12 protein-coding genes are annotated in these 13847 nt (G+C 52.8%); 2 read left to right on the top strand and 10 right to left on the bottom strand.

Annotation, left to right across the window (positions count from 1 at the left end; translation table 11 throughout):
• Positions 1-69 precede the first annotated feature (69 nt).
• The 7 genes from B4113_RS16805 to cyoE form a co-directional block, all read right to left on the bottom strand.
• Positions 70-525, bottom strand: coding sequence for a DUF420 domain-containing protein (locus B4113_RS16805; protein ID WP_033843458.1), 456 nt, complete (start codon positions 523-525; stop codon positions 70-72).
• Between the two features lie 22 nt (positions 526-547).
• Positions 548-1447, bottom strand: a complete 900-nt coding sequence (gene ctaG, locus B4113_RS16800; RefSeq protein ID WP_033843457.1) for a cytochrome c oxidase assembly factor CtaG — start codon at positions 1445-1447, stop codon at positions 548-550.
• Positions 1448-1551: 104 nt separating this feature from the next.
• Positions 1552-1884 (bottom strand): cytochrome c oxidase subunit IVB, encoded by a 333-nt coding sequence (gene ctaF / locus B4113_RS16795; RefSeq protein ID WP_013145877.1) that lies wholly within the window; start codon positions 1882-1884, stop codon positions 1552-1554.
• Positions 1885-1888: 4 nt separating this feature from the next.
• Positions 1889-2509: a cytochrome c oxidase subunit III gene (gene ctaE / locus B4113_RS16790; protein ID WP_033022147.1), complete on the bottom strand. Its 621-nt coding sequence runs from the start codon at positions 2507-2509 to the stop codon at positions 1889-1891.
• Positions 2509-4380, bottom strand: a complete 1872-nt coding sequence (gene ctaD, locus B4113_RS16785; RefSeq protein ID WP_033843456.1) for a cytochrome c oxidase subunit I — start codon at positions 4378-4380, stop codon at positions 2509-2511. Before ctaD ends, ctaE begins: the two co-directional genes overlap by 1 nt.
• 22 nt (positions 4381-4402) lie before the next feature.
• Complete coding sequence (coxB, locus tag B4113_RS16780) at positions 4403-5473, bottom strand: cytochrome c oxidase subunit II (protein WP_033843455.1); 1071 nt, start codon at positions 5471-5473, stop codon at positions 4403-4405.
• Positions 5474-5558: 85 nt separating this feature from the next.
• Positions 5559-6488, bottom strand: a complete 930-nt coding sequence (gene cyoE / locus B4113_RS16775) for a heme o synthase (protein ID WP_033843454.1) — start codon at positions 6486-6488, stop codon at positions 5559-5561.
• Between the two features lie 388 nt (positions 6489-6876).
• Here cyoE and B4113_RS16770 point away from each other — a divergent pair, with 388 nt between their 5' ends.
• The gene (locus B4113_RS16770) at positions 6877-7830 is read left to right on the top strand and encodes a heme A synthase (RefSeq protein ID WP_033843453.1); all 954 of its coding nucleotides are present in this window, start codon (positions 6877-6879) and stop codon (positions 7828-7830) included.
• 162 nt (positions 7831-7992) lie between these two features.
• Here the strand turns inward: B4113_RS16770 and pyc are convergent, their stop codons facing one another.
• The 3 genes from pyc to B4113_RS16755 all read right to left on the bottom strand — a co-directional run bounded on the left by pyc (position 7993) and on the right by B4113_RS16755 (position 13122).
• Positions 7993-11436, bottom strand: coding sequence for a pyruvate carboxylase (gene pyc / locus B4113_RS16765; RefSeq protein ID WP_033843452.1), 3444 nt, complete (start codon positions 11434-11436; stop codon positions 7993-7995).
• A 64-nt stretch (positions 11437-11500) separates the two neighbouring features.
• A complete protein-coding gene (gene ftsW / locus B4113_RS16760; RefSeq protein WP_033843451.1) occupies positions 11501-12712 on the bottom strand; it encodes a putative lipid II flippase FtsW in 1212 nt (403 codons plus the stop codon).
• A gap of 122 nt (positions 12713-12834) precedes the next feature.
• Entirely contained in the window at positions 12835-13122 is a 288-nt protein-coding gene (locus B4113_RS16755; protein ID WP_033022310.1) for a YlaN family protein, read from the bottom strand.
• 164 nt (positions 13123-13286) lie between these two features.
• Between B4113_RS16755 and B4113_RS16750 the strand changes: the two genes are divergently transcribed.
• The gene (locus B4113_RS16750; RefSeq protein WP_033843450.1) at positions 13287-13793 is read left to right on the top strand and encodes a hypothetical protein; all 507 of its coding nucleotides are present in this window, start codon (positions 13287-13289) and stop codon (positions 13791-13793) included.
• Positions 13794-13847: the final 54 nt, after the last annotated feature.

The raw sequence follows: 13847 nt of genomic DNA, 5'->3' as shown, positions 1-13847 counted from the left end.
CCCCCCCCGCTCTGCATTCTCTGCTTATGCTATGCTATGCAGCGCGGCCGGCCGGCGTCATTCGGCCGGCTAAAAACCTAAAATCGCCTTGAGGAGCGATGTCGTCTGTCCGCCCGGGTAAAGCACGTAAAGAAGCCAATAAACGACGACCCCGGTCGAGGCGCTGCCGAACCAAATGACGCTCGTAACCGGCCCTAAGCGGCGGTGGCGACCCCGTTGATCCTTTAGCCCTGTCCAAATGGTCACAAGGCCAAACACCGCCCCTACGGTCGCTAAAACGATGTGAAAAACGAGAAATACCGTGTAATACACTTTCACCGTTTCCGGTCCGCCAAAACTCGTATTGCCAATAAACAACGTCCGCGACATGTAGATCGTGAAAAACAGGAGGGCGAACACCGCCGCGGTCAGCATCACTTTTTTATGCGCCTCGACCCGCCGGCGGCTGATTAAATACCAGCCGTAAGCAACAAGGAGGGCGCTGATCACAATGCAGCTTGTACTGATCGTCGGTAAAACAGCCATCGTTTCTCTCCCTTTCCTCTGATCATTGGGTCGGTTTCAGCTCCATATCCAAGTTCGGCTCTTTCTCCCGCTCCTTCCGATACCAGTCACTGAAGATGAAAAACAGCATCGTTCCGTACACAATCTCTTGAATGATTTTCATCAGCACACCGCCAAGTTGCTGATCATGAAGCGGCGACATCGACAAAAACATTTGCGGCCCGCTCAAGTCAAGCGAAGCCAACGTCCCTTGAGGAACGCATAGAGCCAGCGCCGCCATCCATGCTTTCGGATCGGTATACGTCGCATAAAGCGGCGCATCGGCAAAAATAATGAGCGCACAAGCCGGCGTCAGCAGCATACCGTCAGCGAAAATGTAACCCATTTTTTTCAATCCGGACAACGTCTGCCAATCGGGCAGCTTGTTGACGAGCGGCCACCACATGCAAAACGCGGCAATGAAAATCACGGAGGTCACCAACGCGTGCAACCACATATTCGTTTTCACTGCGTCAAAAATGAACGGAACGTGATAAAGCGAAAACAAGCCGTTAAACAGAAGCAGCGCCACAATCGGTTTTGTCAACAGCCGAAATACGCGGCGCACGGCCGCAACGCGAAAAACTCGCTCATACAGCGGCCCCGGAATGCCTAAGATGAAGCATTGCGGCACGATCAAATACAACACGGCCATTTGCACCATGTGGGCGGTGAACGTCAAATGACCGAGCAAATCGAGCGGAGAGCCTTTGCATACGTAAAGGAGAGCGATCCCTGTAAAAAAATACACTTTTTGCTTACGAGGGACAGGAACGTCAAAGCCCAACCGCTTCCGCCACCGTCCGGTCATTCCGGCATACAACAGCGCGACCACCGCCAAGCTAAGGAAAAAGAACGGGCTCCAAAGAGCAACGGGGCCAAACATTTGCAGCGATGAAAACATACAAATCCCCTCCTCACTGTCCTTCCCCATTATACTACACGGAGCGGTGACAGTGTTATTGCAAAAAAAGGGGAAATCGGCAATCCCCGATCCCCCTTTGCTTTTTACCACCAAATCACAGTTGTAAACGCCCAAACAAGTAAAAGCATCACCGCCACACCGCCGTAAATAAACATGGCCGGAAACTCGTGGCCTTTATGGCTCATATGCATGAAATAATACAGCTGGAAAGCGACTTGCACGGCGGCCAAAAGCAAAATAAACGGAACGACAAACCAATGGGAAAACTCTTCGTACCCAACGGCAGCGAAAGCGATCAGCGTCAGCAAAATCATCAACACAAAGGCGATCATTTGGTGACGCATCTCTTCCGCGTTTTTCCGGCGACGGTACGCGAGATCGACGCGTTCATTTCCAGAGTTCGTTTGGTTCGCCATACGTTCACCCCACCATTCCCATCAAGTATACAACGGTAAAAATGAACACCCAGACGACGTCGATAAAGTGCCAGTACAAGCTCGCGACGTAAAACTTCGGGGCGTTGTATAAATCAAGCCCGCGCTTGGCATTGCGAATCATGAGCGTCAAAATCCAAAGCAGCCCGAACGCGACGTGGCTTCCGTGCGTGCCGACGAGCGTGTAAAAAGAGGACGCGAAGGCGCTCGTCGTAAATTTATGGCCTTCATGTACGTATTCCGTAAACTCATAAATCTCTAAGCCCAAAAACCCGGCGCCAAGCAGCACGGTAATGCCAAACCAAAGCTGCATTTTTTTAAAGTCAAAATTTTTCATATGATAGATGGCATACACACTCGTCAAGCTGCTCGTTAACAGAAGCATCGTCGCCATAAAGACGACCGGCATTTGAAACAGCTCTTCCGCCGAAGGGCCGCCGTTCGTTTTGTCTTTGAGCGCCAAATAGGTGGCGAAGAGAGAGGCGAACAGCACCGTCTCCCCGCCTAAAAAGAGCCAAAAGCCGAGAAATTTATTTTTCCCTTCAAGCGTGGCGCGCTCCGGCGCGGCCGGGAACGTCTCGGCCGTCAGTTTTTCTTCCACGTGCATCAGGCGTTCGCCCCCTTCTTCTCAAGTTCGAGCACTTCCTCTTTATGAATGTGGAAGCCGTGATCATCGATCACCGAGCGCAAGAACATCGAACCGAACGTAATGAGCAAGCCAAGAATGCCGACCGGCAATCCCCATTGGGAATCGTTATGATACGTGAAGCCAAAGGCGGCGACAAACAAACCGAACGCCGTGACAAACGGCAAAAATGACGAATTCGGCATATGGATGTCGCCAAGCGGTTCGGCTGGCGTCAGCTCTTTTTTGCCTTCCATTTTTTCGATCCAGAAGGCATCCAACCCGCGGACGAGCGGGGTTTGCGCGAAGTTGTACACCGGCGGCGGCGAAGCGATCGCCCATTCGAGCGTGCGGCCGTCGCCCCACGCGTCGCCCGCCACTTTTTCCCCTTTTGCTGTCGTGATCACGATGTTAATGAGCAAAATGACCGTAGCGGCCGCCATAAAGAACGCCCCGATCGTGCTGACAAGGTTGCCTGTCTCCCAGCCTTGGTTCGGCAAGTACGTGAACACGCGGCGCGGCATCCCCGTCAGCCCGAGGAAATGCTGGATGAAAAACGTCAGATGGAACCCGATAAAGAACAACCAGAACGAGATTTTACCGAGCGTTTCATTGAGCATGCGGCCAAACATTTTCGGCCACCAATAATGCGCACCCGCGAGCAAAGCAAACACAACCCCGCCAACGATGACGTAATGGAAGTGGGCAACGACGAAATAGCTGTCATGATACTGATAGTCGGCCGCCGCCGCCGATAACATGACCCCTGTCACTCCGCCCATAACGAATGATGGAATGAAAGCAACCGCATAATACATCGGTGTTGTGAATTTGATACTTCCGCCCCACATCGTAAACAGCCAGTTGAAAATTTTCACCCCTGTCGGCACGGCGATCGCCATCGTCGCGACGGCAAAGATGGCGTTCGCGACCGGCCCCATCCCGACGGTGAACATGTGGTGCGCCCATACCATAAACCCGAAAAAGGCGATCAGTACGGTGGCAAACACCATCGATGAATAGCCGAACAGCCGCTTGCGTGAAAACGTCGCAAAAATCTCTGAAAAAATACCAAAACTAGGCAATATCAAAATATATACTTCAGGATGTCCAAAAATCCAGAACAAATGCTCCCAAATGATCGTATTGCCGCCAGCGGCCGGATTGAAAAAGTTGCCGCCAAACAGCCGATCCATCATCATGAAAATCAAGCCGACCGTCAATGGTGGAAACGCAAACAAGATGAGCGCCGACGTCACAAACGTCGCCCATGTGAACATGGGCATGCGCATAAACGTCATGCCTGGGGCGCGCATATTGATGATCGTCACCAAAAAGTTTACCGCCCCCATAATCGTTCCAAACCCAGAAATTTGCAGGCCGAGCGTATAAAAATCAATGCCGTGGTGCGCCTTCGAAGCAAGTGACAGCGACGCGTACGACGTCCAGCCGGCATCAGGCGCCCCGCCTAAAAACCACGAACAGTTTAGGAACAACCCGCCGAAAAAGAACATCCAAAAACCAAGCGCGTTCAAATACGGGAACGCTACATCGCGCGCGCCGATTTGCAGCGGCACGACCGCGTTCATAAAGGCGAACAGAAGCGGCATGGCAGCCAAGAAAATCATCGTCGTTCCGTGCATCGTCAGCACTTCGTTATACAGCCCACCGACGAGGAAATCGTTGTTTGGCTTCGCAAGCTGAATGCGGATGAACAACGCCTCAAGGCCGCCGAGCAGGAAGAAAAGACCGCCAGCAATTAAATATAGATGGGCGATTTTCTTATGATCCACCGTCGTCAGGTAATCCCATAAAACGGCGCCAACACCCTTTTTGCGAGTGATCGTGCTCACAGTGAAACCTCCCTTTACCCCTTTATTCGACTTTTAAGCTCATCAAATATTTTGCCAATGCGTCAATTTGCTCTTCCGTCAAGTGGCCGTATGTACCTGACATTTTGTTTCCTGGCTTGACGCGTTCAGGATTTCTCAGCCATTTTTTCAAGTTTGCTTCGTTGTGTTCCAAAATGCCGGCAATCCGTTCGCGATCACCGAAGTTCGCCAAGTTGGGTGCTGTGCGAGCTTGCGCAGGACGTTTATCCAAAGGCGTCACCGCATGGCAGCCGATACAGCTTTTGTTGAAAATCGCTTCCCCTTGTTTGGCGACCGGATCAGTCACAACCGGCTTTTTCGCGTTTTGCATTTTCTTCACCCAAGCGTCAAACTGATCGCGCGGCAGCGGACGCACTTTAAAGTCCATCAATGCATGGGACGGACCGCAAAGCTCCGCGCATTTGCCGTAAAAGACGCCACCCGCTTTGTCTGTCGCTTTTTGGTCAAAAACGAGCCAAAATTGGTTTTTGTTGTCGGTGTTTGTGTCCATTTTGCCGCCGACCGCCGGAATCCAGAACGAGTGCTTGACATCCGACGCACTCAAGTTAAAATACACTTTTTCATTCGTCGGCACGACTAAGTCTTGGCTCGTAATAATGCCATAATCCGGGTATTCAAATTCCCACCAATACAAATTGGCACGCACGTTGACAACAACGGCATCTTTATCGCGTTTTTTCACATTCATCGCTTTGACATCAGCCAGCTTAAAAGTTGCCAACACTGTAGGCACTGCTAAAATTAGCAAGAGAATGATCGGAATGACAGTCCAAATAATTTCTAACTTATGGCTTCCTTCCACTTGTTTTGGAATTTTATTTTCTTCCCCTTTGCGACGCCGGAAACGGATGACGACATAAACGAAGATAATCGCTACAACGATAATGACGAGCACCATGATCGACGTGCTCAACAGCATGAGCGAATACTGCATGTCCGCCACTTCACCGGCAGGCTGAAGCGTCGATAAAAACGGCTTGCCACAGCCGGCGAGCAACAGCGCCATCATCCCGAACAAGGAAAATAAGCGCCAGTTACGCAGCCCCTTCTTCATAGCTTCACCAAACCCCTCTTTCATTGATCTTTGATGTGGAGAAATGTATATCAATTCTTTCATTAGAGAAAGAATTTGACCCTGTTCACCAAAGTGTGGCGATCACCATGGCCACAAACAAAATCGTCAAATAGTTGAGCGAATAGACGAACATCCACTTCGCCCATTTCAGATCGTCTTTCATCTTAAAGCCGGCAAGCCCAAGCAGCAGCCAACCGATGTTTAACAGTGTCGCCACGGTTAAAAACGGGACGCCTAGCGAAAACAAATAGAACGGAAGCGGCAGCAAACACGCTACCCAAACGACAATTTGCCGCTTCGTGATGGCAAAACCGTGGACGACCGGCAGCATCGGAATGCCGGCAGCGCGGTATTCCTCGCACCGCTTCATCGCCAGCGCCAAAAAGTGCGGCGGCTGCCATAAAAACATGATGAAAAATAAGACGAGCGGAACGACATGAAAATTCGGGTCGACCGCCGTCCAGCCAATCACTGGAGGAACGGCGCCGGAAATGCTGCCGACGATCGTGTTGACCGTGTAATGACGCTTCGTCCAAAGCGTGTACAAAAACACGTACGTCACCATACCGATCAATCCCACGATCGCCGCCGTAACCGTTGTCATCAGCAAACTCATTTCGCCGATGAAAACGAGCGCGATCCCCGCCCAAAGCACGCGCCGTGCGTCCATCGTCCCGGTCACGGTCGGCCTCGTTTTCGTCCGCTCCATATAGCGGTCGATATCGCGATCAATATAGTTGTTGATGGCGCATGAACCGGCGATGACAAGCGCCGCCCCAAACAGCGCAAAAAAGACAAGATGCAAGTTTTCCAAAAAATGCTCTCCCGTAAAATAAAACGCCAGCCACATCCCGGCGAACGTTGTAATCAAATTGGAATTGACGATCCCGATTTTGACAACCGACGACAACTCTCTCCAAACGGCCTTCACACTTGCCTCTGAACGATGCCCGAGATCGTTCACTGTCTGATGTACCGCTTTCAAATCAGCCATGTTCCTGGTTCCTCCTCGCCGCGCCGCCTCGTCCCTACGGCGCCGTTATCCTGCTTGGCCGGTGATGCCTCCTAACAGCCAAAGCTCGCGATTAGCACATGCTGCTTCTCTTTATATTAAATCACATTTTGTTTTCATCATGTGAACTTTTTTTAAATAATTTGTGTCAAATTTTTGAATCAGCGGGCACCAAGCGGCGCTTTCGCTTGTCCCATTAATATTTCTAGCAAACTTATTCAACTTATTCAATACGCAAACGTCATTTTGTGTTTCTTGGCGCCATCGTGTAAAATAGATTTGGCTTCGCAGCCCGGTTGGCTGCGGTAAAATCCATTACTTTACTAATATGGACAAAATCCCAATTTCTCAATACAAGAAGGTGAAGATTTTGCAACGTTCACTAAAATGGTTTGCCTCGGCAACGACGTTGGCGATGCTGTTTGTCCTGATCGGCGGCGCGCTTGTGACCAAAACGGGATCCGGGATGGGCTGCGGCCGGTCATGGCCGCTGTGCAACGGCCAATGGGTGCCGGACCGCGTGACGCCTGAACTCATCATTGAGCTGAGCCATCGGCTCGTCTCCGGACTGGCCGGCATCATGGTGCTCATCCTTTCCATCTGGACGTGGAGAGCCATTGGCCATGTGCGGGAGACGAAGTTTTTGGCCGTCCTATCGTTCGCCTTTCTCGTTTTGCAAGGGCTGATCGGCGCCGCCGCGGTCGTGTGGGGGCAGTCCGATTTCGTCCTCGCCTTGCATTTTGGCATTTCGCTCATTTCGTTCGCCGCTGTGCTGTTGCTGACATTGCTGATTTTTGAAATCGACAAATTGTTTACTGCCGCTTCGCTTTCCCTTGACGGCCAAATGCGGTTTCATATTTACGGCATCATCATTTATTCGTATATCGTCGTCTACACCGGGGCGCTGGTGCGTCATACGAACGCCAGCCTCGCCTGTCCGAGCTGGCCGCTGTGCACGAAAACGCGCATCCTTCCGGTTCAATTTCATGAATGGGTGCAGATGGGTCATCGGTTGGCCGCCGCCGTCATCATTATCTGGATCGCCGCGGCCGCGATCCATGCTGTGCGCCATTATCGCGGGCAGCCGGTCATCTACTACGGGTGGCTGATCGCCCTTTGTCTCGTGCTTGCGCAAATGACGACTGGCGCGCTTGTCGTGTTTACGCAGCTGAATTTATACATTGCCTTGGCGCATGCCTTTTTCATTTCCTGCCTGTTCGGCGTGCTCAGCTATTTATTGCTTTTGGCGCTCCGCACCCGCCGCAAGCCGGAAAAAGCCGCCGACCATTCAGCGCGGGAAGCGGCGCCGGCGACGTTGAAATGACGTTCGTCCGTCCGCAAATCAAAAGGGGCTGACCGAAAAGGTATCTGCCTTCAAGATCGGCACAACCGATCGTACGGCAGAAGCAGTCAGCACCTATATAGCAACGAAAGAGGGTGTCCCGATCCGTTTGGGACACCCTCTTTTTGCGCGCGATGAACAGTTTCATTTGGACAGCTCGATCAGCAAGTCTCCCGCTTGAATGGCGTCGCCGCTTTTGACGTAAATGTCTTTGACAACGCCGGCAAACGGCGCCTGCACCGTCGTTTCCATCTTCATCGCTTCCGTGACCATTAAATGGTCGCCTTTATCCACTTTTTCGCCTTTTTCCACGAGCACTTTCACGACCGTGCCCGGCATGGTGGCGGCGATGTGGTTCGGATTCGTCCGATCGGCCTTGATGCGCTCAGCGACGGCCGCTTTGATGCTTTCATCGCGGATGATGACTTCGCGCGGCTGGCCGTTCAGCTCAAAGTAAACGACGCGCGTCCCGTCCGCCTGCGGCTGGCCGATCGACACGAGCTTGACGATGAGCGTTTTGCCGCGCTCGATCTCCACTTCGATCTCCTCGCCAAGGCGCATGCCATACAGGAACGTCGGCGTATCAAGCACCGAAATGTCGCCGTATTTTTCCACCGTTTCGGCATATTCCAAAAACACTTTCGGATAAAGCGCATAGGCGATGGCGTCAAAGTCGGTCACTTCGCGGCCAAGTTTGTCGTACAGCTCCCGCTTGATTTGCTCGAAATCAACCGGCTCAAGCAGCTCGCCCGGACGAACGGTGATCGGTTCGCGCCCTTTCAAAATAATGCGCTGCAACTCTTTCGGGAATCCGCCGTGCGGTTGGCCTAAATAGCCTTCAAAAAACTCGACGACCGAGTCCGGGAAATTGAGCGTTTCGCCGCGTTCAAAAATGTCTTGCTCCGTCAAGTTGTTTTGCACCATGTAAAGCGCCATGTCGCCGACGACTTTCGATGACGGCGTCACTTTGACGATATCGCCGAACAAGTCGTTGACGCGGCGGTACATTTCTTTCACTTCATCCCAGCGATCGCCGAGGCCGACCGCTTTTGCCTGCTGCTGCAAGTTGCTGTACTGGCCGCCCGGCATCTCATGCATGTATACTTCCGTATGCGGGGCGTTCATGCCGCTTTCAAACTCTTGGTAAAACTTGCGCACGTCTTCCCAATAGCGGGCCAACTGCTCCAAACCGTAACTATCGACCTCCGGCGCCCGCTCCGTTCCTTCAAGCGCATAGTAGAGCGTATTAGCGCTCGGCTGTGACGTCAAGCCGGCCATCGAGCTGACGGCGACATCGACGATATCGACGCCGGCTTCGATCGCTTTCGCGTACGTATAAATGCCGTTGCCGCTCGTGTCATGCGTATGCAAATGGATCGGAATGTCGACCGTTTCCTTGAGCGCGGAAATGAGCACGTACGCCGCCTGCGGCTTCAAGAGCCCGGCCATATCTTTAATGCCTAACATGTGCGCGCCGGCTTGCTCGAGCTCTTTCGCCAACGCTTTGTAATACTCCAAATTGTACTTCGGCCGGTTCGGGTCCAAAATATCGCCCGTATAGCAAATCGTCGCCTCGGCGATTTTGCCGCTTTGCCGGACGGCATCGATCGCCACCGTCATGCCTTTCACCCAGTTTAAGCTGTCGAAAATGCGGAACACATCGATGCCGGCCTGCGCCGATTTTTCCACAAACTCGCGGATGACATTGTCCGGATAGTTTTTATACCCGACAGCGTTGGCCGAACGCAGCAGCATTTGGAACAGCACGTTCGGGATGCGCTCGCGCAGCTTGAGCAACCGATCCCATGGATCCTCTTTCAAAAAGCGGTACGCCACGTCAAACGTCGCCCCGCCCCACATTTCAAGAGAGAATAAGTGGGACAGCAAACGCGCCGTTGGCTCGGCGATCCGCAACAAGTCGATCGTGCGGACACGGGTCGCGAGCAGCGACTGATGCGCATCGCGGAACGTCGTATCGGTGAGCAATACACGCGGCTGCTCTTGAATCCAGCGAACGAGCCCTTCAGGTCCGCGCTCATCCAAAATTTGCTTCGTCCCGGCTGGGATCGGCTCCGTTTGGCTCACCTTCGGCACGCGCGGCTTGTCAAACACCGGCTTTTTCTTTTTGCCGATGCCCGGGAAGCCGTTGACCGTCACCGTGCCGATGTACGTCAGCATTTTCGTCCCGCGGTCTTTTCGACGCGGGAATACAAACAATTCCGGCGTCGTATCGATAAATGATGTATCGTATTCCCCGGACAAAAACTTCGGATGCTGCACGACGTTTTCCAAAAACGGAATGTTCGTTTTAATGCCGCGAATGCGGAATTCGCGCAAGTTGCGCAGCATTTTTCTCGCCGCCTGCTCAAACGTCAACGCCCATGTCGACACTTTGACGAGCAGCGAATCGTAATACGGCGTAATGACCGCCCCTTGGAAGCCGTTGCCGGCGTCCAAGCGCACGCCGAAGCCCCCGCCGGAACGATACGCCATAATTTTTCCCGTATCCGGCATAAAGTTGTTGAGCGGATCTTCGGTCGTTACCCGCGATTGAATGGCATAGCCGTTGACGCGGATGTCTTCCTGTTTTGGAATGCCGACGTCCGGGCTGTGGAGCGAAAAGCCGTCGGCGATTAAAAGTTGCGACTGTACGATGTCAATCCCAGTGATCATTTCGGTGATCGTATGCTCAACTTGAATGCGCGGGTTGACTTCGATGAAATAAAATTCATCGCCGGAGACGAGAAACTCGACCGTGCCGGCGTTGACGTAGCCGACGCTTTTCATCAGCTGCACCGCCGCCTCGCAAATGCGCTCGCGCAGCTCGTCCGACAACGAGACGCTCGGCGCGACCTCAACGACTTTTTGATGGCGGCGCTGCACCGAGCAGTCTCGTTCATAAAGGTGGACGATGTTTCCTTCGTGGTCGCCCAAAATTTGCACTTCAATGTGCTTCGGCTTTTCGATCAGCTTTTCAACGTAGACGTCATCGCTGCCAAACGCTGCTCTCGCCTCTGATTTGGCGCGCTCGAACGCTTCCTTCAACTCCGCCTTCGAGCGAACGATGCGCATGCCGCGCCCGCCGCCGCCAAGCGCCGCTTTAATGATGATCGGGTATCCGTGCGTCTCGGCAAAGCGAACGACATCCTCAAGGCTGCCGACCGGTCCGTCGCTGCCCGGGATGACGGGAATGCCCGCCTTCATGGCAGCATGGCGCGCCTTCACTTTATCGCCGAACATATCCAAGTGTTCTTCGTTCGGACCGATGAAAATGAGCCCTTCCTCGCGACAGCGTTTGGCAAATTGAATGTTTTCCGACAAAAACCCGTATCCCGGGTGGATGGCATCGACATCGTGAGCTTTGGCGATCTCGATGATGCCTTCGATGTCCAAGTACGCTTCGATCGGCTTTTTCCCCTCGCCGACCAAATACGCTTCATCCGCTTTGTAGCGATGATACGATCCCGCGTCTTCTTTCGAATAAATCGCCACGGTGCGAATATCGAGCTCCGTGCAAGCGCGAAACACGCGAATGGCGATCTCGCCGCGGTTGGCCACCAACACTTTGTGAATTCGTCTCGTTCTCATTTTGCCCCTCCTCTCCTTTATTTAATAAAAGTATAAAAGTTTTGCCGATTTGTAAATACACTTTCTAAAAAGTCAGACCTCTTTTCTGCTCGCTGTGAACCGCCCGTTTGTTGTTTCGGTATCGTTGTTCATAGTTGACAAACATGGAAATATTGACAAGCAAGCCAAGCGAGGCCATCGTGAGAACGAGCGATGTCCCTCCGTAACTGACGAGCGGAAGCGGCACGCCGGTGATCGGGATGAGCCCGGTGACCCCGCCGATGTTAATGAACGTTTGAAAGCCGATCATGACCGAGATGCCAATGGCTAATAAACTTCCGAACGCATCGCTCGAACGGCGGGCGATCCAAAGTCCGCGCAGCACGATAAACGCCAATAATCCGAGCGCAAACGTGACGCCAATCAACCCGAGCTCCTCGGCCACCACCGCCATGATGAAGTCGGTGTGCGCTTCCGGCAAATAGCCGTATTTTTGCACCCCTTCCCCCAGCCCGACCCCTTTCAGGCCGCCGAGCCCGATGGCCACATATGAATTGATGAGCTGATAGCCGTCCGTCTCCGCGTACTGAAACGGATCTAAATAGCTATATAGCCGCCCCATCCGCTCGGGAGAAAAAATTTTTTTGCCGACTTCCGGCAGCCAAAACGGCGAAACGGCGAAAGCGAGCAAAGAAAAAAACAGCATTTGCTTCAGCAACAGACCGAGGCGCAATCCTGAGGAAACGATAACGCACAAGGCGATGACGAACACGATCGCCGCCGTACCGAAGTCAGGCTGTATGGCGATCAGAAAACAGATCAACAGCGTATAGTAAATGGGAAATAAGTTGCTTTTCACTGGTTCAGCCAACCGTTTCCGCTTGTTGGCGAACGCGGCCGACAAATACAAAATCAAGCCAAGCTTTGCCAGTTCGGCTGGCTGGAAAGACATCCCGCCGATGCGAAACCAGCTTGTCGCATTGTTTGACGTGTGGCCAAAAATCGCAACGGCGACAAGCAGCAGCGGGGAAGCAAAAAACACCAATTTCACCAGCCGGTCGTTCCGCCACACTTTGTACGGAATCATCATCATCACCGCAAAAGCAGCTAAACCGACGATCACCCACAATTTTTGCCGCTCATAAAAGTAATCGCTCGACACTCCAAAAACGGTGACCGCTGTCACCATGCTTGCGCTATACACCATGATCAGCCCGAACAGCGAAAGCATCACGACGGCGGCAATAAGCGGATAGTCATAGCACTTGATGATTTTTTTCCATAATCGCTGTTCCATTTTCCCTCTTCCTCGCAAACGAGTATGTACATAAATCATTCGCAGCAGCATGGCATTTTCCTGCCGAAAAACAGAAAAACTCAAACGATGGACGCGCCAACCGTTTGAGTGGTCATGTATCCTTATCGCACGCGCTTTTTCGCTACCGCCTCATGCAAGGCGGAAAGTTCCCGCTCCAACCGATCAAGAAGCGCCTTTCCGTCCTTCGCCTCCACCAGCCCAAGGCGCACCGCAAAATCGATTTCCCGCGACAAACCGAACATTTGCGTATCAAGCACTTCTTCATAGACGGGACATTGCGGCATCGTCAAATGGTCCATTTGCACGCGGATGAGCTGGATAATTTTTTCGGCATCTGCCTGCAAAAGCGCGTACGCTTTTTCACGATGGCTCATCGCTTCGTTCGTCACATCCATCCCTCCGTTCTCTCCCCTATCCTTCTTTAAATCTTAACGTGAAACAACCCATTTTGCAAGTTGAAACCGTTGACAGCGGTTTCGCTTCGAACATGACAAACGCTCAGTTTTATTTTATTATAAGAAACAGTCGGGACATGCAGAGGAGAGGATGCTTGATGAGTGAGATTATCGTGCTGACAGGAAACGTGCGCTTTACGATCACGCTCGACCCGGGCGTTTGGATTTTCGACGACCGGAAAATTGACTTGGACACCTATTTTTCAGAGCCAAAACCAAAGGTCGATCAAGCGGAGCAGGACGAAGAGGAAATGAAAAAGCTGTCCGCTTTCTGGGATCGGGAGATTCAGGAGGGCGCCGTCTTTCCTCCGACGTTGAAAACGGAGCGGCGCTTTTTGAAAGAGAAAATCGTCACCGGTTCGTTCGCCATGCCGTTCGCTCCGTTTTTGCGCAACGCCGAGCCGCATGAGGACGCGTCGGAGTTAGTCATCATAACGGAAACCGAGGAGATCGCGATCCCGCTGGAACAGGCGTACGAGTTGATTTTTGCGTTTTCGAAAAACGGGAAGCCGCTGCGCGATGACGGGCCGGTGCACATTTATTTCGGAGACGGCTCCAACCGCCAAGCGCCCATCACCCACGTGCGTCGGCTTGTCGTCCGTTGACGGGAACAGCGGCTGTCAAGGGGCGCCGCCGCGGCCGTCTGTGGTCGGCGCTCC

This window comes from Geobacillus sp. B4113_201601, from assembly GCF_001587475.1.
Lineage (GTDB): Bacteria > Bacillota > Bacilli > Bacillales > Anoxybacillaceae > Geobacillus > Geobacillus icigianus.
This window is presented reverse-complemented; position numbering and strand designations above follow the sequence as displayed.